Raw genomic sequence first — 23,468 nt, 5'->3', positions numbered from 1 at the left:
AATGGGTTTATTTTCAACACTGAAACCTATAGCCATTTCAACAGGTGTTGCATTGGCACTGAGTATTGCATCTTTTTCCCCGCTGCCAATTCAAGCTGCAAACGAACAATCAATTTATAGCCGTTCAGATACTTCCCAGCCAATTTGGGCACAACATGGCATGGTTGCCAGTCAAGAATCATTAGCCACCAGAGTTGGGGTCGATATTCTTAAGCGCGGTGGTAATGCTGTCGATGCTGCTGTCGCGGTAGGATTTGCATTAGCGGTCACCTTACCTAGAGCTGGTAATATTGGCGGTGGCGGCTTTATGTTAGTTCATCTTGAAAAAGAAGATAAAACCATTGCTATCGACTACCGCGAAACCGCGCCAGCAAAAGCCCACAAAGATATATTTTTAAATGAACAAGGCGATGTGGTAAAAACACTTAGCCGTGAACATGGTTTAGCGGTTGGCGTGCCAGGCACTGTGATGGGCTTTGAGCTTGCGTTAAAAAACTACGGCACCATGAGCATGAGCGAAGTCATTAAACCTGCTATTGAGTTAGCCCGAAATGGCATTGTCATTAATTCTGATCTAGCCGACTCACTGGATGGCCTTAAGCGCAGAATCGCCCAATGGCCAAGCTCTGCCAAAATATTTTATAAAAATAATGGCGACAGTTTTGCCGTTAACGACACCTTAGTGCAAAAAGGTTTAGCTCATTCATTATCATTAATTGCTAAGCATGGCAGTAAAGGCTTTTATCAAGGCGAAACCGCTGAGAAAATTGTCGCAGCAATTCAAGCAGCTGGCGGAATAATGAGCATGGATGATTTGAAAAACTATCAGGTCATTGAAAGAGCGCCCGTAACAGGCGAATACCGCGGCTATAAAGTGGTATCCATGCCACCGCCCTCTTCTGGTGGTATTCATATCATTGAAATGCTTAATATACTCGAACACTATCCCATTGAAGACTTAGGTCATAATACTGCGCAAACATTACATTTAATGACGGAAACCATGAAGCATGCCTATGCTGACAGAAGTGAGTATTTAGGCGATCCTGACTTTCATAACGTGCCGACAGATAAGCTCACTAGTCAAAAATATGCTGATTCAATCGCTAAGCAAATTGCCTATAACAAAGCCACACCCAGTGCCGAAATTAAGCCTGGTGATTTATCGGTTTACGAAAGTAATCAAACCACCCATTACTCTGTGGTCGATAAATGGGGCAATGCTGTATCAAATACCTATACCCTAAACTTCAGTTATGGTTCTGGGCTGGTTGCTGCAGGTACCGGCATTTTACTTAACAATGAAATGGATGACTTTTCCGCTAAACCTGGTATTCCCAATGCCTATGGCTTAATCGGCGGTGAAGCCAATGCAGTTGAAGGCAATAAGCGGCCACTAAGCTCAATGAGCCCAACGATTGTGATGAAAGACGGTAAACCATTTTTAGTGACAGGCAGCCCTGGTGGTTCACGAATTATTACCACCACACTGCAAGTGATCATGAATGTTATTGACCATAAGCTCAATATTGCCGAAGCCAGCGCCGCAGCGCGAATTCATCATCAGTGGTTGCCAGATTACATTGGTGTTGAAACCAGTTTAAATAATGACACGGTGACGTTACTGGAAGCGAAAGGCCATAAGGTAAAAACCAGCAGTGCAATGGGCAGCACCCAATCCATAATGATAACCGACAAAGGCTTGTTTGGCGCATCTGATCCACGACGTGCTGGCTCAGAAACCTTAGGTCACTAAATGTAAGGGGCAACATCCGCATTAGCTATTTATGGCCAACCAGCAAACACCATAGATAGTTAATGCACCTCTAAAGCGCTGACATTCATTGTGCTTATTATTTAAACACCGCTATAAACAATAAAATCACTCAAGCTTTGTAGCTTAAGCCTGCCGCTATTTTTCATATATCCCAGCAATCCTTCTAACTTTCTACTAATAATGACGTTCAAATTTAATCAATTACAGCTCTAATTATGCGCAAGATTGTATTATCAACGTAAAACCTAAACGCAATGTTAATAACAAGTTAACCCAACAACAAAAACCAATTAAATTCCACTTCTTCGCAGCAGATTTTTATATCAATATTTTAACAACTCAAAAAAACATTAAATAAAACTTAAGCATTTAAACATTACTGCCGATATTGTAACAACAAGAACAGACTTAAACATCGTAGCAACTATAATAACCACAAGGTAACAATTTTTATTTATAGTTCAGTATCCGTTATAGGTAATTTTAAGCAAATGATGGATACCACACCTCTAAGGTGGCAATAAGTCCATATGAAAGACATTAATTTAAAATACTAAAAACGTTTTATAACTTGAGAACATGAAGTTATCGCACACAAGCAATAGCGATTTGCAACCAAAGATAACAATAAGTAAAAGTTTCATTTTTAATATCAGCTATTTTACAACAGCCAATCATTATATAACCGAAACTTTAACGACTCACCTTTAGCTAGATAAGTAGGATTATTCGAAATGAAATTAAATAGCTTAAAAATAAAGCATCGGATCGCGTTATTAACCGTCGTTGCAATATTTTCATTTGTTATCTCAATACTAATTAACAATCAAAGTGTGCAACAAAATGCGCAGCGGTTAAATGATCTTCAGTCTCAACTATATCCTGCGTTAAATTTAGCCACTATTAACGAAGGCCTGTTACTTCAATTGGAACAAAATATACAAACAGCGGTAACCACTGGCGAAGAAGAAAGCTTAGAGACTGCCGCCAATATGGTCAAACAAGTTATCAGCAACTTAGACGCAATTAAAAGCTTACTGCCTGCTGAGTCATTTGACGCTAATAATATGCAAAATGATTTATCACTGTATTTTGATAATGCACAACTTTTGGTCGCTGAGTTTTTAAAAAGTGATGTTGATTTTAATAAAATCACCATACAAGCGGCAGCCAATGCCAAACGCTATGAGCAGCTTGTTGAAAAATTTAGTCAGAAACACTTAACTTTTTCTCAGCAGTTTGAATCAAGCATTGATACTACGCTGGCCAGTTCAGATACAGCAGCCAGTTCAATGCTTGCTATCGGTATCATTGCATCGATGTTTCTGATTGTGGTTGGTTTATTAGTTAACCGCTCAATCATTGTTACCCTTGAAAGTGTTACTCAGTCACTGCGTAATATTTCTGAAGGTGAAGGTGATTTACGCTCAAGAGTTGATTACCAAGGTAAAGATGAAATTGCAGATTTAGTCCATTGGTTTAACCAATTTGTTTCAAAATTACAGCTCAGCATTGCTGATACCAAGCAAACTACTGACAGTTTAGGGCTCGCTTCACAAACATTATTAACTAGCTGTAAAAATAGTGAACAAACAGTCAATGAGCAAAATCAATCTGTCGAACAAATATCCCATGCGATGAGAGAAATGTTCGTTAGCGTGGCCCACATTGCCGAATATGCCGCCAATGCTGCATCGGAAGCTGATAATGCCAATGAAGAAGCTTTACAAGGTCAGCAAGTGGTCAGTAAAGCCATTACTACCATTAACCAGCTCTCTGAAGAAGTCAGAACAACCTCCGTTGTGGTCAATCAACTTGAAGCCTTTACCAGTAATGTCAATGACATCCTAGATACTATCCGCGGGATTGCAGATCAAACTAATTTACTGGCACTAAATGCGGCGATTGAAGCAGCAAGAGCCGGCGAACAAGGCCGAGGCTTTGCCGTTGTCGCAGATGAAGTTAGAACGCTTGCTTCACGCACTCAAGCCTCAACACAAGAAATTCAACAAGTATTGCAAGAGCTTCGCTCTACTTCAACACAAGCGGTTGATGCAATGCAGCGTGGAATAGAAACCGCAGAAGAAGGCGTAAAAACCACTTCACTAGCAGGAGATGCATTAATCAATATCACTAATAAAGTCAGTGCTATATCCATAGTTAATGACCAAATTGCCGCGGCCACTGAAGAGCAACACAACACTTCAGAACTCATTCAACAATATGTCGCAGATATTGAAACCAATGCCGCTAAAGTAAAAATGACCACGGATGAAATGGGCGGGATTAGTCATGATATTGAAGGGGTTAGCCAACAGCTTCAATCCATTACAGGTCAATTTAAAGTCTAATAATTAGAAATATAAAGGTAGAAAATCACACTATTTCTGCCTTAAGAATAATAACCAGGAGTAACACTATGAGTTTTAATTTGAAAGCGCTACCTTTAGCAATTTCAGTCGCAATGCTACCAGCACTTGCTGTGGCTAATGACGCTACCGATGAAAAATTAGCCAAACTTGAACAACAAGTTAAATCATTACAAAAACAACAAACAGCAAATTTGGCTGATAAATTCAATTTCAATGGTTTTATCAGTGTTGGCTATCTTAGCGCAAATAACAGTGCTGGTTATAACAACGCAACCACTTCAGCCAACTTTGAAGAAGACAGTAAACTGGGTTTTCAAGGCACCTTTAATATTTCAGATCAAACCCAAGCGGTTATGCAGTTAATGATGCGTGGAGAAAATGACTGGGATGTCGAGGCTGAATGGGCATATATTTCGCACCGTTTCGACAATGGCATTCAAGCTCGAGCTGGCAAATTACGCGTGCCGTTATTTATGTACTCAGATTACCTTGATATTGGTTATGCCCAGCCGTTTGCCCGCCCACCACTAGAAGTTTATGGTCAAATCCCATTTTCATCATACACGGGTGGTGATATTTCCTATGATGTTGAGTTTGATGACTCAACCCTAACGCTACAAGGCTTTGGTGGCCAATCAGAAGCAGAAGAAGATGTTGCCTTACTCGACTTTTCAAATTTAGTTGGTGCGAACTTATCGTGGACCGACTTGACTTGGACCCTACGTGCGGTATATGGGCAAGCATCTCTTGAAGGCTACCTTAAAGATGAAACAGGTTCCCCAATAATGGGAATTGATGACGAGAAGGCGACCTTTACCGGTGTTGGAGCGAGTTACGATAATGGTTCATTCCTTGCGGCTACTGAGTGGACGGCAGTCAAAGTTGATGGACTGTTAGCAGATACAGAATCAGCTTACCTTACTGTCGGATACCGCATTGAATCATTTACGCCCTATGTCACAGTGGCCTATCTAAAAACGACTGATGAAGATTTTCGCAGTGCGTTACCACCACAAATTGGTGTTCCTCTAGGACTCGCATTAAATCGAGAGCGAACAGCCTATAGCTTAGGGCTTCGTTGGGATGCTATTGATAATGTGGCGCTAAAATTTGATGTCACCTATGCAAATGATTTTGGTGATACTGGTGGTGATCTTGAAAGCAATGATTACAACCCACTAACGGGTGAGTTTATGTACGACAGCACCACTGTTTATAGTGTGAAAATTGACGCTGTATTTTAATTAGGAGTGATGAAATGAAAAAATTATTATCTATTTTAGCGCTCAGTGTGAGCTGTGTGTTTTCTGTTAATGCTGCCGTAGTAGTGATCGGTAATCCAGCCGCTGCTGATATAAGCAAGTCTGATGCTAAAAAAGCCTTTTTAGGCAAAGGTTCTTCATTTGTCGTTTATGAACTGGAAGAAGGTAATCCTGTGCGTTCTGAATTTCATAGCACTGTTACAGGTAAATCTGATGCCCAACTTAAAGCCTTTTGGTCAAAGCAGGTATTTACAGGTAAAGGGACTCCACCGGCCACTGTAGGTGACGCATCAGGCATGAAAGCGGCTGTGGCTGCTGACGCTAATGCTATCGGATATATTGACGAAGCCGATGTCGATGCCAGCGTAAAAGTAATTTTAAAGCCATAAGCTCATCATAAAGCCCTGAATTAATATACTAAATTAGCGCTACAACAACATAGCTAACAATTCTCAAAGGACCTAACACACGCTAGGTCCTTTTTTGTATCCTTTTGTTACAAAAGTAATGCAAAGGTAAACGAAAGTATGACCGAAATTTGTTAATCTAGCCGCAAATCATAAACAAATAACAATGATGATTTGTAACTCTTTAACGGTTTATACATCGGCATAGGGTTATTTAAACAACCATTTCAAAGCAAACAGGGAAATAATTATGAAGGGACTAACCCTCACACCACTTTTTTCTGCCATGGCGTTAACTTTAGCGCTAAGTGCATGTTCAGATAATAATCTTGAAAGCGTCCAATCGTCTCAAGCACCCAATGCGGTTGCTACAGCTAGCACGAGCCAAGAGGTGAGTAATCCGTTTTTTAAACCCTATGATACCTTTATGGAAATCCCAGATTTCGATAACATCAAAAATGAGCATTTCTTACCGGCATTTGAAGCGGGTATTACTGAGCGTAAAGCAGAAATCAATGCCATTGCCAATAATGCTGATGCAGCAACTTTCGCTAACACCATTGAAGCGATGGAGTTTTCAGGTGCGCTACTCACTAAAGTATCGGGCGTTTTTTATAATTTAACCGGTGCCCACACAAACCCTGAAATACAAGCGATTTCAAAACAAGTCTCACCTATGTTGTCATCTGCTAGTGATGACATTTTTTTAAATGATAAATTATTTCAGCGGGTAAAAGCGGTTTACAACCAAGCTGACACCTATCAACTTAATACCGCTCAAACTAAGCTTTTAGAAGATACCTACAAGCGATTTACCCGTGGTGGTGCCAATTTATCTGCTGAAGATAAAAACACCTTACGAGCGCTAAATGAACAAATTGGTAAGTTAAACCTTGAGTTTGGTGACAACCTACTGGCAGAAACCAACGCATTTGAGTTGGTCATTGATAACGCGGCAGATTTAGCTGGCCTACCCCAAGATATAATCGATACCGCTGCAGCTACAGCCACAAAACGCGGCCACGAAGGCAAGTGGGTATTTACCACTTCACGCCCTTCTATTACGCCGTTTTTGACCTATGCTGAAAATCGTGATTTAAGAGAAGCGCTGTTCAAAGGTTATATTGAGCGTGCCAATAATAATAATGCTAATGATAACAAAGCAGGCTTAGCGAAAATAGCGGCACTTCGCGCAGAAAAAGCTAACTTAATGGGCTATAAAACTCATGCTCATTTTGTATTAGAAGAACGCACAGCTAAAACCCCAGAAAATGTTTACGCCTTACTAGATAAAGTATGGCCTGCAGCCCTTGCACAAGCTAATGCTGAAGTTGCTGATATGCAAGCCGTTATCGACTCACAAGGCGGTGACTTTACCCTACAAGCATGGGATTGGTGGTATTACTCAGATCAAATCCGTGTTGCCAAATACGACTTTAATGAGCAACAAACGCGGCCTTATTTTTCACTTGAATCAACATTAGAAGGTGTATTTTATACCGCGAATCGTTTATTTGGCATCACAGTGAAAGAACGTACTGACTTACCTAAATACCACCCAGATGTCAGAACCTGGGAAGTTTATGACAAAGACGGTTCTTTAATGGCTATTTTCTTAGGTGACTACTACGTGCGCGATAGCAAGCGTGGCGGTGCGTGGATGAATGCCTTCCGCTCACAATCTAATATGAACGGTGTTGAGTCAAAGCCAATTATTGTCAATGTACTTAACTACCCACGCCCAACAGGTGATGAGCCTTCACTACTAACATTTGATGAAGCTAGTACCCTATTCCACGAGTTTGGACATGCACTGCACGGCATGCTATCCAAGGTTGAATATGCCTCTCAATCAGGGACTTCAGTACCTCGTGATTATGTTGAGTTCCCATCACAAGTGATGGAAAACTGGATGACGCAGCCTGAAGTGTTAGCCCAATTTGCGAAACATTATAAAACCGGCGAAGTGATCCCAACTGAATTAGTGAAGAAAATTCAAGCGGCGAGCAAGTTTAACCAAGGCTTTGCTACCGTTGAATATATGGCAGCCACTAAGCTTGACTTAGACTGGCATACATTAACAGACACTAAATTAAGAGATGCGGCTGAATTTGAAGCTGAGTCACTTGCCAATATGGGCTTGATTAAAGAAATTGCCCCACGCTATCGCAGCAGTTACTTCTCGCATATTTTTGCCGGTGGTTATTCTGCGGGTTATTACAGCTATCTTTGGTCTGATATTTTAGGCGCGGATGCTTTTGAAGCATTTAAAGAAAATGGTATTTTTGACCCAGCAACAGCCCAAGCTTTTAGAGACAATATCTTGTCTCAAGGCGGCAGCGCCGACCCAATGCAGCTTTACCGTCAGTTCCGTGGTAAAGATGCTGGGATCGAGCCACTGCTTAGAAGCCGCGGCTTATTAGAAGATAACGCAGCAGAGTAACCTTAGCAGATAAACACTGCTGGCAATCCACTGCCTGCATCGCACAAAGCCTGAGCTGTTAGCATCAGGCTAGCTGAAATAAGCTAATCTTCTGACCCAAAGCGCCGCTGCTAAGCGGTGCTTTTTTATACTGATAAAAAATGCTTTATTGTCATTAAAGCGCTGCACTATCAATTTACAGCCCGCTAAATCAAACACTCAGCCCATAACAATCAAAAAATATTCAACAAACTGCCTCTAATAACCATTTTAGTTAACTTATCCCCCATCAAATCATAACTTTGTAATATTGTTTCTGTATAATCCACGGCAATTAACTCAACAAGCAAACCCTATGAGTTAACAAAATAATAGAGCATAAAAATCAAGCTCAGGGTCATAATAAGAGAGAAAATAATGGTAAAGCAAAAGCTACTAGTCACTATTATTGCTGGCGTACTCGGCGTTAGCGGCTGTGATTCATTACATGATAAGACGACTGATGTTAAGTCAGTTGATACTGCGCCCCTTACGGTTAATCTACGTATTTTAGAAACATCAGATCTCCATGCCAACATCATGGATTTTGATTATTACAAAACAAAATATGATCCAACCATAGGCTTCGCCCGCACTGCCAGTTTAATCAAACAACATGGTCAAAGTGCTGATAATGTTGTCTTAGTTGATAATGGTGACTTGCTTCAAGGCAGCCCTATGGGTGACTATGTTGCTCACAATTTCAAACAAGAAACCATGCTGCTTGATACTCACCCAGCATATAAAGCAATGAATACCTTAGGTTACTCTGTTGGTAACATTGGTAATCACGAATTTAACTACGGTTTAGATTTTTTATTTCAGTCTCTCGCGGGTGCCAAATTCCCCTATATTAACGCCAACGTATTATGTGAAGCCGACTGCTGGGATAACAAAGTTAAAGGCGAAAACCTATTTACCCCGTATATCATTGAAGACAAAGCCGTCGTCGACACCAATGGCAACAAACACATCATTAAAATCGGCTATATTGGTTTTGTACCACCACAAATTCTTTTATGGGACAAACAAAACCTTACGGGGAAAGTCAGCGTAATGGGCATTATAGAAGCGGCTGAAAAGTTCGTGCCAATGATGAAAGCCCAAGGCGCAGACATTATCGTCGCTATTCCCCACTCTGGGGTCGGCAGCCCTGAAAACCCCATCGACATTAATGATGAAAACGCCACTTGGGCATTATCAAAAGTTGCGGGTATTGATGCGATTACCTTTGGTCATAGTCATTCAATATTCCCTTCAAGTACCTTTGCAGATCTGAAAAATACCGACATAAATAAAGGCACCATTAATGGCGTTGCAGCAGTGATGCCTGGTCGCTGGGGCGATAATCTCGGGGTTATTGATTTTGAGTTAGCATTACAAGATGGCAGCTGGACAATTGTTGATAGCATAGCCAAAGCCTTGCCTATTTTTGATAAAAGTGCGACTAACCCTGAGCTGGTGACCGCTGATAAAACCATCCGTGATGCTGTAGCCAAAGAGCATCAAGCGACATTAGATTATGTCGATCAGCCCATAGGTAAAGCATCGGCTGATATGTTTAGCTTTTTGACCTTAGTACAAGATGATCCCACAGTACAAATTGTATCAGATGCACAAATCGCTAAAGTGAAAGCAAACTTAACGGGGGCATTAACAGGTATTCCGGTGTTGTCGGCTGCTGCGCCATTTAAAGCTGGCGGTCGCCATAGCACCACCGCTGATGCAGAGTCTTATGTGCAAGTCCCAAGTGGCGAGCTAACTTATAAAAATGCGGCCGATTTATACTTGTATCCAAATACTTTGGTTGCTGTCAAAGTAAGCGGTGCTCAAGTCAAAGACTGGCTAGAATGCAGCGCCAACCAATTTAATCAAATTGATGTTAACTCTACTGAACCACAATACCTGATAAACTGGAATACCCACCGTACCTATAACTTTGATGTCATAGATGGTGTTAGCTACAGCATTGATGTGACTCAACCGAATAAATTTGATGGCGATTGTGCATTAGTTAATGCCGATGCTAACCGAATAGTCGGCCTAAGTTACACTGACGGCGACACAGTTATCAGCGGTGCTGAATTTAATGCCAAAGAGTTTATAATCGCAACCAATAATTTCCGCGCATTTGGTGGTAAATTCGCCGGTACGGGTTCTGAGTTCGTAGTGATGGAATTACCAGACACCAACCGTGAAGCCGTAGCGCAATATATTACTGAAGCAACACAAAGCCATGGCGAGGTGGATCCAAGTGCAGATAATAACTGGGACTTTATGACCATTAAGTCAGCAAAAGCTTTAGATATTCGCTTTGAAACCCAAAACAGTGAACTTGCTAATAAATTTATCAGCGACTATCAAGTGCGCCCTATGACAAAGCGCACTGATATCACAGATGAATTTGGTTTTGCGATTTACAATATTGACCTGCAATCGGCTGTTAAAACTAAATAACCTTTAACATCAAAAAAGGCGCCGCGGCGCCTTTTTATTTAATCTAATAAACGAATCTAATCATCAAGTTCAAACATTGATCCCATTTTAGTAATTTGCGCCAATGGCACCTTATGCTGGTTACGTTTAGCACATAATTTTTGATGCTCTACACTCTTAGGATCACCCATTACCAACACTCTTACTTGATAACCCAAAGCCTTAGCCGCTGCTTCATAAGCCATATATTCCCAACGACATACATTGGTATTATCACAAATAACATATGGCTCGTTATGAGCCAGTGCATTAATAAATGCGCTTAAATTGGCTTGATGATACTGAGTTAATTTTTTGGGATTAAAGCAGTATTCGCCATTACGGACAAAATAACTGTCAGTAGAAAAATAGCCATATTGCCGAATATGTATGGCGTTATCTACCCCTAAACTTTCAATGAATTCATTAACCCAAGTTGATTTACCACTACCAGGTAAACCACGTAAAATTATCGCAACTTTTTCACTACTCAAGCACTCATTTCCTTTGTTGCGGCTTCACTGCCAAGGGTTTTACCGGCTAAAATTGACTCGACTAACGCAGGCACAACATCACCTGCTTTACCGGTAAAATGATATTGAAATTGGCTATGGCGATCTGCTGCTAACAGATTTACTTCGACTGTTTGCGCCCCATGATGATTAGCGCTGTCGACAAAACCTGCTGCGGGATAAACTGTCCCAGAAGTTCCGATAGCGATAAATAAATCACAGTTATCCAGCGCATCATGAATTCTATCCATACCAAATGGCATTTCACCAAACCAGACAATATGCGGCCTTAACCGTTTGGCCGGAATACAACAGGTACAGCAATTGTCTTCACCAAAAGGTTCTCTAAGGACAAAGGTTTGCAATGACTGTGGGCAACGTCCTTTAGATAATTCCCCATGCATATGTAATAAACGCTTTGAACCTGCCCGCTCGTGTAAATCATCTACATTTTGAGTGATCACCAGTAGCTTGCCAGAAAATTCAGCTTCTAATTTTGCTAATGCTGCATGGGCGGCATTAGGATGAACCTCACCGCTATGGAGGTTTTCCCAGCGGCTATTATAAAAGCGTTCAACTAAATTGATATCGCGGGCATAACCTTCAGGGGTGGCTACATCTTCAATATGATGCTGCTCCCACAAACCGTCTTCATCGCGAAATGTTTTTATCCCCGATTCAGCGGAAATACCTGCGCCAGTTAAGACCACAATCTGCCGATACATGTGAATTCCTTGTTTTGATTATAATTATCATTACTGGGTACAAAGCTTGATAAGCTTATTTAACACTATAGTGATATAAAAGCCGTTATTGCTCAATAATCCCTTAGTATAAGTAAGTTTATTAGGTGAATTTTAACCTAATGGTCAATATTGTATGGCTCATTGGCCAAAATCACTGCTTATATGACGATTAACTCATTTGAAAGGTTCCAGTTTCTGATTGCAACACATATAATGATCCTAATTATCCACGGAGGAACCGTTAAGGTTCTGTAATCAAGAGATTAGCGATGACAGATGGAAATCAAGCACTCAAGAAAGCAGGTTTAAAGATAACACTGCCACGAGTTAAAATTCTAGAACTAATGCAAGCCCCTGAAAACCAACATATCAGTGCAGAGGATCTGTACAAGAAATTACTCGATATTGGTGAGGAAATTGGCTTAGCTACTGTTTATCGCGTTTTAAACCAATTTGATGATGCGGGCATTCTTAATCGTCACCATTTTGAAAGCGGCAAAGCTGTTTTTGAAATGTCGACCCAAAAGCATCATGATCATCTTGTTTGCTTAACCTGCGATAAAGTAATTGAATTCTCTGATGAAGTCATTGAACGTCGTCAAGACGAAATAGCAATGCGTCATAATATTAAGCTAACTCACCACAGCTTATATTTATACGGTCACTGCACCAATGACAGCTGTGATCACGCTGACGAGTAATTATCGCCAAGCCTGATAAATAGTCATTAAAAAACCAGCATACTTGCTGGTTTTTTTGTTTTTACACTCGCCATGAGTAATGCCTTTATAAAGTCATTTGATACACATGTACTTTCGAGCCGAGATATTCGTTTTCTTCATGTATGCTCATGCCCAGTTTTTTTGCTATCGCTTCTGAGCCTAGATTGCCATGTAAAATAAGGGCTATGACTAAGTCGATATCGAATTGCGGTTTTAGTGTGTTAACTGTTGCATGCGCCGCCTCATAGCCTATGCCCTTGCCCCAGTACTCAGGTAAATAGCGATAACCTATTTCTACTTTATCGTATTCAGGAATATATTTAGGCCCACAAAAGCCAATGACTTTATTATCTTGTTTATGATGCACCGCCCAACGACCAAAACCATGCTTTTGATAATCAGCTTGAATAATTGAGCTAAAAATCTCTTTTGCTTCAGCTATGCTAGTGAGTGGCTCTTGGGGAATATAAGTCAATATTTCTGGAATGCTGTTCATTAAAAATAATGCTTCGGCATCATCTTCAACAAAAGGTCGCAAGATAAGCCTTGGGGTTTCAGTAATAATAGCTGTGGGTTTTATGACGTTGCTCATGATTATCCTTAATCATTTAAATATTAATAGCCAGTTAAACACAGAATAACACGCTGTAAAATATGAAATTATGGTTTTTAAAGAAATTATTGCAGAATAAAACCTAGCGACAAAAGCATAAAAACAAAAAAGGCGCCGAATGGCGCCTTTTAATTAACTCACTAGGATTTACCAGCCAGTTTTAGTACGCAGTGCTTTACCGATGTCAGCTAAAGAGCGAACTGTGCTTACGCCAGCAGCTTCTAATGCAGCAAACTTATCTTCAGCAGTACCTTTACCGCCAGCGATAATTGCGCCAGCATGACCCATACGCTTACCTTCTGGTGCAGTAACACCAGCAATGTAAGATACAACAGGCTTAGTTACATTTTCTTTGATGAATTCAGCAGCTTCTTCTTCAGCAGTACCACCAATTTCACCAATCATTACGATTGCTTCAGTTTGTGGATCGTTTTGGAACATTTCCAATACGTCGATGAAGTTAGTACCTGGAATTGGGTCACCACCAATACCTACACAAGTAGATTGGCCAAAGCCTTCGTCAGTAGTTTGTTTAACAGCTTCGTACGTTAATGTACCAGAGCGTGAAACAATACCGACTTTACCAGGCTTGTGGATGTGACCAGGCATGATACCAATCTTACACTCACCAGGAGTAATAACACCTGGACAGTTAGGACCAATCATACGCACGCCAGTTTCTTCAAGTTTAACTTTAACTTGAAGCATGTCTAAAGTTGGAATACCTTCAGTAATACATACGATTAGCTCAATGCCACCGTCGATTGCTTCAAGGATTGCATCTTTACAAAAAGGTGCTGGTACATAGATAACAGTCGCAGTTGCGCCCGTTTCAGCTACAGCATCTTTAACAGTATTAAATACAGGAAGACCTAGGTGAACTTGACCACCTTTTCCTGGAGATACACCGCCAACCATTTTTGTACCGTAAGCAATTGCTTGCTCAGAGTGGAAAGTACCTTGGCCACCGGTGAAACCTTGACAGATAACTTTAGTATCTTTGTTAATTAATACGGACATTATTTGCCCTCCGCAGCAGCAACAACTTTCTCAGCAGCATCAGTTAATGACGCAGCTGCGATAATATCAAGACCAGAACCTGCAAGTACTTCACGGCCTAGTTCAGCGTTAGTACCTTCAAGACGGACAACAACAGGAACTTCTACACCGACTTCTTTAACAGCGCCGATAATACCTTCTGCGATCATGTCACAACGTACGATGCCACCAAAGATGTTAACTAAAACAGCTTTAACGTTTGAGTCAGAAAGAATGATTTTAAATGCTTCTGCTACACGTTCTTTCGTTGCTCCGCCGCCAACGTCTAAGAAGTTAGCTGGCTTGCCGCCATGTAGGTTTACGATGTCCATAGTACCCATTGCTAGGCCTGCACCGTTAACCATACAACCTACGTTTCCGTCTAGTGCAACGTAGTTAAGTTCAAACTTAGCTGCGTGTGCTTCACGGGCATCATCTTGTGATGGATCGTGCATGTCACGGATTTTAGGTTGACGGAATAAAGCATTACCATCGATACCAATCTTGCCATCAAGACAATGGATATTACCTTCGTCAGTGATCACAAGCGGGTTGATTTCTAATAAAGCGAAATCATGGTCTTCGAACATTTTTGCAAGACCCATAAACACTTTAGTGAACTGCTTCATTTGAGTTGGGTTTAAACCTAACTTGAAGCCAAGATCACGTGCTTGGTATGGTTGAGGACCTGTTAAAGGATCGATGATTGCTTTGTGAATTAACTCTGGGGTTTCTTCAGCCACAGTTTCAATTTCAACGCCACCTTCAGTTGATGCCATAAACACAACGCGACGAGTCGCACGGTCAACAACAGCACCTAGGTAAAGTTCATTTGCAATATCAGTACAGCTTTCTACTAAAATTTTAGCAACAGGCTGGCCTTTTTCATCAGTTTGGTAAGTCACTAAGTTCTTACCTAACCATTTTTCAGCAAATGCTCTGATTTCTTCTTTATCGCCAGTGACTTTAACGCCACCTGCTTTACCACGGCCGCCAGCGTGTACTTGACACTTAACAACCCACATATCGCCGCCAATGTGACCAGCAGCTTCTACCGCTTCTTGGGCTGTATCGCAAGCGAAGCCTTCTGAAACTGGTAAACCATATTCGGCAAATAAGGATTTTGCCTGATACTCATGCAAATTCATGATGATCTATCCATATACTTCTTTATAAAATCCTACTGGCTCTAATGAGCCAGCTACGAGGGTATTGTCTAGTTGACTCTTAGAGGTCAAGCAATAGACGAGTTGGGTCTTCAAGGAAGTCTTTAATAGCGACCAAGAAGCCAACTGACTCACGGCCATCAACAATACGATGGTCGTAAGATAATGCTAGGTACATCATAGGTTGAATAACAACCTCACCATTCACAGCCATTGGGCGATCTTTAATGGCATGCATGCCTAAAATCGCGCTTTGTGGAAGGTTTAAAATTGGCGTCGACATTAGCGAGCCAAATACGCCGCCATTAGTCACGGTGAAGTTACCACCGGTCATATCAGCAACAGATAACTTGCCATCACGGCCTTTGATTGCTAATTCACGAACATTTTTTTCAATTTCAGCAAGGCTCATGGTATCGGTATCACGTAGTACTGGGGTAACCAGACCACGTGGCGTTGATACGGCAATGCTGACATCAAAATAGTTGTGATAAACCAGTTCGTCACCGTCGATAGACGCGTTAACTTCAGGGAAACGTTTTAATGCTTCAGTTACCGCCTTTACGTAGAAAGACATGAAACCTAAACGAATACCATGACGTTTTTCAAATACTTCTTGGTATTGCTTACGAATATCCATGATTGGCTGCATGTTAACTTCGTTAAACGTTGTTAGCATTGCGGTAGAGTTTTTAGCCTCTAATAAACGATTAGCAATCGTCTTACGTAAACGCGTCATAGGAACACGTTTTTGAGTACGACCTTCAAGTGGTGCAATTAGCGCAGGCGCTGCAGCAGGTTTAGCCGCAGGTGCTGACTTAACAAATGCTTCCACATCTTCTTTAGTCACACGTCCACCAACACCAGTGCCTTTTACTTTGCTTGCATCAAGATTATGCTCAGCAATTAAACGGCGTACAGATGGGCTTAATGCATCATTTGACTCATCTGTAGATTCAGCTGCAGGTGATGCCGCTTCAGCTTCTGCTTTAGTGACTTCTTGACCTGAAACTGCACCAGCAACGAAGTTTGCAATCACTTGCTCACCAAGAACAGTGTCACCTTCTTGGAATAATAATTCGCTAATAGAACCATCTTCTGGCGCAACAACTTCTAGTACAACTTTATCAGTTTCGATATCAACTAGATTTTGGTCACGAGAAACCTGTTCGCCAGGTTGCACATGCCATGTCGCGATTGTTGCATCTGCAACTGATTCTGGCAGAACGGGTACCTTAATTTCGATACTCATGGAAAGCTTTCCTTTTATAATTTTCTATTACGACAGTTTTAATGCGCTATTAACTAATGCTTCTTGTTGGCGTGCATGCAGAGCAGGATAACCACAAGCTGGTGCAGCAGATGCTTCACGGCCAGCGTAGGTTAGTTCAGCTCCAGCAGGGATAGCGGCCCAGAAATGATGTTGGCTACAATACCAAGCACCTTGGTTCTGAGGTTCTTCCTGACACCAAACAAAATCTTTAACGTGCTGATAATCAGCAAGTGCGGCTTGCATTTCTTCTTGCGGAAACGGATAAAGCTGCTCCACACGGACAATAGCAACGTTAGTAATTTCTTGTTTACGACGCTTGTCGAGTAACTCGAAATAGACCTTGCCGCTACAGAAGACAACGCGATCAACTTTGCTCGCATCTAATGCATCAAGTTCACCAATCACACTTTGGAAACTACCATTTGCAAGATCTTCTAAAGAAGACACTGCTAACGGATGACGAAGTAATGATTTAGGCGACATAACCACCAGTGGACGACGCATAGGACGAACAACTTGACGGCGTAGCATGTGATAAACCTGTGCTGGTGTAGAAGGAACACACACTTGCATATTATGGTTTGCACAAAGCTGTAAGAAACGCTCAAGACGAGCACTTGAATGCTCAGGGCCTTGGCCTTCATAACCATGAGGAAGCAACATTGTTAAACCACATAAGCGGCCCCACTTTTGCTCACCTGAAGATAAGAATTGATCAATAACCACTTGAGCACAGTTAACAAAATCACCAAACTGTGCTTCCCAGATAGTTAAACCACCCGGTTCTGCAGTGGCGTAACCATATTCAAATGCCAGTACTGAGGCTTCAGATAATACTGAGTCAGTAATATCAATCTCACCTTGCTCATCTGCAACATTACGTAATGGCAAATAAGTAGTACCGTCATTTTGGTTATGTAAAACTGCATGACGATGGAAGAAAGTACCACGTCCAGAATCTTGGCCAGTAATACGAACACGTTTCTTCTGTTCTAATATGGTTGCGTAAGCTAGCGTTTCAGCAAAACCCCAATCAACAGGTTTTTCACCATTGGCCATTGAAACACGGTCTTTATAAATCTTAGCGACCCGAGATTGCAATTTGTGGCTTTCTGGAATGTCGACCATCTTTTGGGCAAGGCCACTGAGCTTTTCAAATGCCATTGAGGCTTGATAGCTTTCGTCCCACTCACGATTGAGATATGGCGTCCAGTCAACAGTGTGTAACGTCATAGGACGCCACTCTTTAACCACACAATCACCCGCATCTAATGCATCTCGATAATTATTTACCAGACCAGTAACGTCATCGGCAGAGATGCTACTTTCTTCAATTAATCGATCAGCGTAGATTTTACGCGGCGTAGGATGCTTTTTGATTTTTGCGTACATTAGTGGTTGAGTTGCACTCGGTTCATCTGCTTCGTTATGGCCATGGCGGCGATAACACACTAAATCAATAACCACATCACGCTTGAATTCGTTACGGTAATCAACAGCTAACTGTGAAATAAAGGCAACCGCTTCAGGGTCATCTGCATTCACATGGAATATAGGCGCCTGAACCATTTTGGCAATATCAGTACAGTATTCCGTTGAACGCACATCGGCAGTATTAGAGGTAGTGAAACCCACTTGGTTATTAATAACGATACGAATACTACCGCCAACTTTAAAACCACGGGTCTGAGACATGTTAAATGTCTCTTGCACAATACCTTGTCCAGTAATTGCCGAGTCACCATGAATGGTAATTGGCATAACTTGTAAACCATCGCTACAACCACGTCTGTCTTGACGCGCTCGTACTGAACCAATAACCACAGGGTTAACGATTTCTAAATGTGATGGGTTAAAGGCCAGTGCTAAATGAACGTTTCCGCCTGGCGTTTCGAAATCAGATGAAAAGCCTTGGTGATACTTAACGTCACCAGAACCTTGGATTTCATCATGCTTACCGGCAAATTCATCAAATAATTCAGCAGGACGCTTACCCAGTACGTTAACAAGGACGTTTAAGCGACCACGGTGAGCCATACCGACGACAATTTCTTTGGTACCTGCTTCACCTGCGCGATATAAAATCTCACGCATCATTGGCACTAACGCATCACCACCTTCAAGGGAGAAACGTTTTGCGCCTGGAAATTTTGCGCCAAGGTATTTTTCCATACCTTCAGCAGCATTTAGGCCTTCTAGAATGCGTTTCTTAGTGGTGTTATCGTAATTTGCTTTACCCAAAGACGGTTCAAGACGTTGCTGAATCCAACGCTTTTCATCGGTATCGGTAATATGCATGTATTCAGCACCAATAGAACCACAATAGGTACTTTTTAATGCATGAACTATGTCGGCTAATTTAAGGGTGTCACTACCGTATGCAAATGAACCGGTATTGAATTCACGTTGCATATCTTCGGCATCTAAACCATGAAATGCTGGGTTTAATTCAGATACTGGCTCACGGTGCCATAAACCTAACGGATCAAGGTTAGCATTTTGGTGACCACGAAAACGGTGAGCGTTAATTAACTGGAGGACTTTTACTTGTTTAGCATCTAACTCTGGGTCAGTAACACGGCTAGCGCCTTTGGCACGACCTTCTAATGCTAAACTGCGGAAATAATCACGTACTTTAGAGTGTGCAGTTTCAGGTAGATCTTGAGAAGTACCATTTACCGCAGGGAGATTATCAAAAACGACTTGCCAATCAGCGGTAACTGAACTTGGATCTTCTTGATAGGCTTCATACATCTCTTCTACGTAGGTCGAATTTGAGCCACTTAAATGTGACGATTCGAGCCAAGCTTTCATGATGCCTTGGTGCATTACTTTTCCTTCCAAACTTGATACACGTGCTTCGCCAATTTCATAATTGCGATACCTGGTTGCACCACAATCGAATCGTATTAACTCTTTCGTTTAACGCTGTTTATCAACTACGGATAATAGCGATATAACTATATAATTTAAACAGTTAATTACAAAGGTCTTCTAACACACACAAAAGAGTCATCCCCATAGTTGAAGATGACTCCCCAATAGAGCTATATAACAATAAATCCCAGCTCTATGTTGCGCATTTACACTGCTCGCTTCAGTAACATTGACTTAATGTGGCCAATGGCTTTAGTTGGGTTTAGTCCTTTAGGACACACATCAACACAATTCATAATACCGTGACAACGGAACACACTGTAAGCATCGTCTAAACCATCTAAACGCTCTTCAGTTGCCGTATCGCGGCTATCAATTAAGAAGCGATATGCATGCAGTAAACCACTTGGTCCGATAAATTTATCAGGGTTCCACCAGAAAGATGGACAAGCAGTAGAACAACAAGCACACATGATACATTCATATAATCCGTCTAAATGAGCACGCTCTTCAGGTGATTGTAAATGTTCACGAGCCGGTGTTTTCTCATCATTGATAAGAAACGGTTTAATTTTTTCGTACTGTGTGTAGAACTGAGTCAGGTCGACAATTAAATCGCGCACAACTGGCATGCCAGGAAGTGGGCGAATTTCAATTTTCTTACCTTTAAAAGTAGAAACAGGCGTAATACACGCAAGGCCGTTTTTACCATTCATGTTCATACCATCACTACCACATACACCCTCACGACATGAGCGTCTAAATGATAATGCAGGATCTAACTCTTTCAGCTTCATCAGTGCATCTAGTACCATCATATCGGTACCTTCTTCCACATCTAAACTGTAATCCTGCATATATGGTTTAGTGTCTACATCAGGATTGTAGCGATAAACTGCAAATTCCAATTTCATCGGGGCTTCTCCTAGTAGGTACGCTTGATAGGCGGGAATGCCGCACGAAGCTTAGGCTCCATGTTGACTTCACGCTTAGTCATTTCTTCTGTGACGGGGTCAAAGACGCTATGACATAACCAATTATCATCATCACGGTCTAAGAAATCCTCACGAGAATGCGCACCACGACTTTCTGTACGGAAGTTCGCAGCATAAGCTGTCGCAATTGCTGTCGCCATCAAGTTATCAAGCTCTAAACATTCAATACGTTGAGTATTAAATTCTGAAGAGTTATCAGATAACTTAGCATTCGCTAAACGATCGCGAATTGCTTTAAGCTCTTTAAGGCCTTCAGCCATTGCATCACCACTTCTAAATACAGAGAAGTTAAGTTGCATACATAACTGTAAGTCTTTACGAATAACAGCAGGATCTTCACCATCTTTATTGCTTTCCCAGCGATTAAGACGCTCAAGTGATGCTGAAATTTGCTCTTCAGATGGCGCTTTTGGATCCGCAGTCGCATCGAGTGCTTTACCTAAATGCTGACCAGCAGCACGTCCAAATACCACTAAATCCAGTAATGAATTACCACCAAGGCGGTTTGCACCGTGTACTGATACACAAGCAATTTCACCTACAGCGAATAAACCCACGATATCTTGTTCAGTGCCATCAGCATTTTGACGAACAACTTGACCACTCACTTTAGCGGGTAGACCACCCATCATGTAATGACATGTTGGCAATACAGGAATTGGGCCATCTGCTGGATCAATATGCGCAAAAGTACGAGAAAGTTCACAAACACCAGGAAGACGAGCTTCTAATGTTTCTTTACCTAAGTGATCAAGCTTAAGTAAACAATGCGGCCCTAATGGACCATCTAATCCACGGCCTTCACGAATTTCTGTCATCATCGAGCGAGCAACAACATCACGTGATGCTAAATCTTTTGCATTTGGTGCATAACGTTCCATGAAACGCTCGCCATCTTTATTTAAAAGATAACCACCTTCACCACGACAACCTTCAGTTACAAGCACACCTGCGCCAGCAATACCCGTTGGGTGGAACTGCCACATTTCCATGTCTTGCATTTGAACGCCAGCGCGCATTGCCATACCAACACCGTCACCAGTATTAATATGTGCATTGGTGGTTGAAGCATAAATACGCCCTGCACCACCGGTTGCTAAAATGGTTGCCTTCGCTTTGAAGTAAACAATCTCGCCAGTTTCAATTTCAATCGCCGTACAACCAACAATTGCACCGTCATCGTTTTTCACTAAATCGAGTGCATACCACTCAGAAAATACTTCAGTTTTGTGTTTAACATTTTGCTGATAAAGACAATGAAGTAATGCATGACCTGTACGGTCAGCTGCCGCTGCAGTACGTGCCGCTTGCTCGCCACCAAAGTTTTTTGATTGGCCACCAAACGGACGTTGGTAAATAGTGCCGTTTTCAAAACGTGAGAATGGTAACCCCATTTGCTCAAGTTCAATAACCGCCTCTGGACCTGTCTTACACATGAACTCGATTGCTTCTTGGTCACCGATAAAATCAGAACCTTTCACAGTATCGTACATGTGTTGTTCCCAGTGATCTTCATGGGCATTACCTAACGCAACGGTAATACCACCTTGCGCAGATACGGTATGAGAACGGGTTGGGAAAACTTTAGATAAAAGCGCACAGCTCTTACCTTCTTTAGAAATTTGTAATGCCGCTCGCATGCCAGCGCCACCAGCGCCAATCACTACTGCGTCAAATTCGCGAACTGGAATACTCACTTATACACCCCACACAATTAATATGCCTGCAGCTAGATAACAAAAAGCTGCTACGACAAAAACGAACTGAAGTAATCCACGCACTGATACGTTTTTAACGTAATCAGTTAACACTTGCCAAATACCAATCCATGAATGGATAAGTACAGCCACAAGCGCTAATAAAGTGAATACTTTCATTGGTAAGGTACTGAATAACCCCTGCCAAATTTCGTATGTCAATGGAGCGCTACACGCAATAAAACCCACCATAAAAATGGTATAACAGGCTAAAATCACGGCACTAGCACGAATTAAAATAAAATCATGAACACCACTGCGTCCAAGGCTTGCTGCATTTGTTACCATACCCAAATCCCCACGATGATAGAAAACGCCGCTGATAACACAAAGGCGATTTTTGCTGACGCTAAGCCAGAGGCAAGCTCTTCCCAACGACCGGTATCCATAATCAGATGACGTACGCCAACGATTAAGTGATAAACCAACGCGGTTAGAATTCCCCAAATAACAAACTTAACTAGCAGGTTATCAAAAAGAGATTGTAAGCCAGCGAAACTCTCAGGCGATGCTAAAGATTCATTTAGCATCCAAATAAGAATACCGACAGCAAACAGCATGATGACACCGGAAATACGGTGAAGAATTGACGCAATCGCCGTTGCAGGAAAGCGAATGGTCTGTAGGTCTATATGGACAGGTCTTTGCTTTTTCACGTTCTGCTCACTCAGCTCCATTGAGCATTATTTTTATTATTCATCTTGCTTTGCTTCGATTTGATACACCAAACTACAAATGTAAACAAAATGTTGAAACTTAACAGACTACTATCAAACACTTAACCATTTGAGAATTCACTAATTTAGCTAACTTAAAAATGTTTTCAAAAATGTGATGTTTGTCGCCCTTAAGGACGCAAGCAAGTATACTCAAGGCAATTGTCAAATACAAACATCACACTATGTAAAATTTGTTTTTTGATGCTTTTTTGCAAAAAAACCATTGCTAACAAGGCGTCTAGCAAGCTTTATACCATGGTCTAATAAATTTAAACGCTTATTTAAATTGAAATGTG

At 41.5% G+C, this 23,468-nt stretch carries 18 protein-coding genes; 7 read left to right on the top strand and 11 right to left on the bottom strand.

The window, feature by feature from the left end; genetic code table 11:
• Position 1: 1 nt before the first annotated feature.
• From ggt to BM739_RS03920, 6 genes are all read left to right on the top strand, one after another.
• Complete coding sequence (gene ggt, locus BM739_RS03945) at positions 2 to 1,756, top strand: gamma-glutamyltransferase (RefSeq protein ID WP_076537479.1); 1,755 nt, start codon at positions 2 to 4, stop codon at positions 1,754 to 1,756.
• A 755-nt stretch (positions 1,757 to 2,511) separates the two neighbouring features.
• Positions 2,512 to 4,128 (top strand): methyl-accepting chemotaxis protein, encoded by a 1,617-nt coding sequence (locus BM739_RS03940; protein ID WP_076537477.1) that lies wholly within the window; start codon positions 2,512 to 2,514, stop codon positions 4,126 to 4,128.
• Between the two features lie 68 nt (positions 4,129 to 4,196).
• Positions 4,197 to 5,393: a porin gene (locus BM739_RS03935; RefSeq protein ID WP_076537475.1), complete on the top strand. Its 1,197-nt coding sequence runs from the start codon at positions 4,197 to 4,199 to the stop codon at positions 5,391 to 5,393.
• A 14-nt stretch (positions 5,394 to 5,407) separates the two neighbouring features.
• Positions 5,408 to 5,800: a phosphate ABC transporter substrate-binding protein gene (locus BM739_RS03930; protein ID WP_076537472.1), complete on the top strand. Its 393-nt coding sequence runs from the start codon at positions 5,408 to 5,410 to the stop codon at positions 5,798 to 5,800.
• 268 nt (positions 5,801 to 6,068) lie between these two features.
• On the top strand, positions 6,069 to 8,261 hold the full coding sequence (locus BM739_RS03925) for a M3 family metallopeptidase (protein WP_076537470.1): 2,193 nt from the start codon (positions 6,069 to 6,071) through the stop codon (positions 8,259 to 8,261).
• Positions 8,262 to 8,657: 396 nt separating this feature from the next.
• Positions 8,658 to 10,736: a bifunctional 2',3'-cyclic-nucleotide 2'-phosphodiesterase/3'-nucleotidase gene (locus tag BM739_RS03920; protein ID WP_076537468.1), complete on the top strand. Its 2,079-nt coding sequence runs from the start codon at positions 8,658 to 8,660 to the stop codon at positions 10,734 to 10,736.
• Between the two features lie 56 nt (positions 10,737 to 10,792).
• Here BM739_RS03920 and BM739_RS03915 read toward each other — a convergent pair whose 3' ends face one another.
• The gene (locus BM739_RS03915; protein ID WP_076537466.1) at positions 10,793 to 11,248 is read right to left on the bottom strand and encodes an AAA family ATPase; all 456 of its coding nucleotides are present in this window, start codon (positions 11,246 to 11,248) and stop codon (positions 10,793 to 10,795) included.
• Positions 11,245 to 11,991 (bottom strand): Sir2 family NAD+-dependent deacetylase, encoded by a 747-nt coding sequence (gene cobB / locus BM739_RS03910; RefSeq protein WP_076537464.1) that lies wholly within the window; start codon positions 11,989 to 11,991, stop codon positions 11,245 to 11,247. Before cobB ends, BM739_RS03915 begins: the two co-directional genes overlap by 4 nt.
• A gap of 290 nt (positions 11,992 to 12,281) precedes the next feature.
• Between cobB and fur the strand changes: the two genes are divergently transcribed.
• Positions 12,282 to 12,713 carry a ferric iron uptake transcriptional regulator gene (fur, locus tag BM739_RS03905; RefSeq protein ID WP_076537462.1) on the top strand — a complete coding sequence of 144 codons (432 nt, stop codon included), beginning with the start codon at positions 12,282 to 12,284 and terminating at the stop codon, positions 12,711 to 12,713.
• An 85-nt stretch (positions 12,714 to 12,798) separates the two neighbouring features.
• Here fur and BM739_RS03900 read toward each other — a convergent pair whose 3' ends face one another.
• The 9 genes from BM739_RS03900 to sdhC form a co-directional block, all read right to left on the bottom strand.
• The gene (locus tag BM739_RS03900) at positions 12,799 to 13,299 is read right to left on the bottom strand and encodes a GNAT family N-acetyltransferase (RefSeq protein ID WP_076537909.1); all 501 of its coding nucleotides are present in this window, start codon (positions 13,297 to 13,299) and stop codon (positions 12,799 to 12,801) included.
• Positions 13,300 to 13,494: 195 nt separating this feature from the next.
• Complete coding sequence (gene sucD, locus BM739_RS03895; protein WP_076537460.1) at positions 13,495 to 14,367, bottom strand: succinate--CoA ligase subunit alpha; 873 nt, start codon at positions 14,365 to 14,367, stop codon at positions 13,495 to 13,497.
• Positions 14,367 to 15,533, bottom strand: coding sequence for an ADP-forming succinate--CoA ligase subunit beta (gene sucC / locus BM739_RS03890; protein WP_076537457.1), 1,167 nt, complete (start codon positions 15,531 to 15,533; stop codon positions 14,367 to 14,369). Before sucC ends, sucD begins: the two co-directional genes overlap by 1 nt.
• Before the next feature lie 79 nt (positions 15,534 to 15,612).
• Positions 15,613 to 16,803, bottom strand: a complete 1,191-nt coding sequence (gene odhB / locus BM739_RS03885; protein ID WP_076537454.1) for a 2-oxoglutarate dehydrogenase complex dihydrolipoyllysine-residue succinyltransferase — start codon at positions 16,801 to 16,803, stop codon at positions 15,613 to 15,615.
• A 27-nt stretch (positions 16,804 to 16,830) separates the two neighbouring features.
• Complete coding sequence (sucA, locus tag BM739_RS03880) at positions 16,831 to 19,653, bottom strand: 2-oxoglutarate dehydrogenase E1 component (protein WP_076537451.1); 2,823 nt, start codon at positions 19,651 to 19,653, stop codon at positions 16,831 to 16,833.
• A gap of 254 nt (positions 19,654 to 19,907) precedes the next feature.
• Positions 19,908 to 20,615: a succinate dehydrogenase iron-sulfur subunit gene (locus BM739_RS03875; RefSeq protein WP_076537448.1), complete on the bottom strand. Its 708-nt coding sequence runs from the start codon at positions 20,613 to 20,615 to the stop codon at positions 19,908 to 19,910.
• 11 nt (positions 20,616 to 20,626) lie between these two features.
• Complete coding sequence (gene sdhA / locus BM739_RS03870; protein WP_076537446.1) at positions 20,627 to 22,393, bottom strand: succinate dehydrogenase flavoprotein subunit; 1,767 nt, start codon at positions 22,391 to 22,393, stop codon at positions 20,627 to 20,629.
• Positions 22,394 to 22,741 carry a succinate dehydrogenase, hydrophobic membrane anchor protein gene (sdhD, locus tag BM739_RS03865; RefSeq protein ID WP_076537444.1) on the bottom strand — a complete coding sequence of 116 codons (348 nt, stop codon included), beginning with the start codon at positions 22,739 to 22,741 and terminating at the stop codon, positions 22,394 to 22,396.
• Positions 22,735 to 23,130, bottom strand: a complete 396-nt coding sequence (gene sdhC, locus BM739_RS03860) for a succinate dehydrogenase, cytochrome b556 subunit (protein ID WP_076537442.1) — start codon at positions 23,128 to 23,130, stop codon at positions 22,735 to 22,737. The genes sdhD and sdhC overlap by 7 nt, the downstream gene beginning before the upstream one ends.
• Positions 23,131 to 23,468 lie beyond the last annotated feature (338 nt).

This window comes from Shewanella sp. UCD-KL21, from assembly GCF_001957135.1.
Classification (GTDB): Bacteria; Pseudomonadota; Gammaproteobacteria; order Enterobacterales; family Shewanellaceae; genus Shewanella.
This window is presented reverse-complemented; position numbering and strand designations above follow the sequence as displayed.

Coding starts and splice junctions, on each gene's coding strand:
- ggt (WP_076537479.1), top strand. CDS start 2: ATGGGTTTATTTTCAACACTGAAACCTATAGCCATTTCAACAGGTGTT.
- BM739_RS03940 (WP_076537477.1), top strand. CDS start 2,512: ATGAAATTAAATAGCTTAAAAATAAAGCATCGGATCGCGTTATTAACC.
- BM739_RS03935 (WP_076537475.1), top strand. CDS start 4,197: ATGAGTTTTAATTTGAAAGCGCTACCTTTAGCAATTTCAGTCGCAATG.
- BM739_RS03930 (WP_076537472.1), top strand. CDS start 5,408: ATGAAAAAATTATTATCTATTTTAGCGCTCAGTGTGAGCTGTGTGTTT.
- BM739_RS03925 (WP_076537470.1), top strand. CDS start 6,069: ATGAAGGGACTAACCCTCACACCACTTTTTTCTGCCATGGCGTTAACT.
- BM739_RS03920 (WP_076537468.1), top strand. CDS start 8,658: ATGGTAAAGCAAAAGCTACTAGTCACTATTATTGCTGGCGTACTCGGC.
- cobB (WP_076537464.1), bottom strand. CDS start 11,991: ATGTATCGGCAGATTGTGGTCTTAACTGGCGCAGGTATTTCCGCTGAA.
- fur (WP_076537462.1), top strand. CDS start 12,282: ATGACAGATGGAAATCAAGCACTCAAGAAAGCAGGTTTAAAGATAACA.
- sucD (WP_076537460.1), bottom strand. CDS start 14,367: ATGTCCGTATTAATTAACAAAGATACTAAAGTTATCTGTCAAGGTTTC.
- sucC (WP_076537457.1), bottom strand. CDS start 15,533: ATGAATTTGCATGAGTATCAGGCAAAATCCTTATTTGCCGAATATGGT.
- odhB (WP_076537454.1), bottom strand. CDS start 16,803: ATGAGTATCGAAATTAAGGTACCCGTTCTGCCAGAATCAGTTGCAGAT.
- sucA (WP_076537451.1), bottom strand. CDS start 19,653: ATGCACCAAGGCATCATGAAAGCTTGGCTCGAATCGTCACATTTAAGT.
- BM739_RS03875 (WP_076537448.1), bottom strand. CDS start 20,615: ATGAAATTGGAATTTGCAGTTTATCGCTACAATCCTGATGTAGACACT.
- sdhD (WP_076537444.1), bottom strand. CDS start 22,741: ATGGTAACAAATGCAGCAAGCCTTGGACGCAGTGGTGTTCATGATTTT.
- sdhC (WP_076537442.1), bottom strand. CDS start 23,130: ATGGAGCTGAGTGAGCAGAACGTGAAAAAGCAAAGACCTGTCCATATA.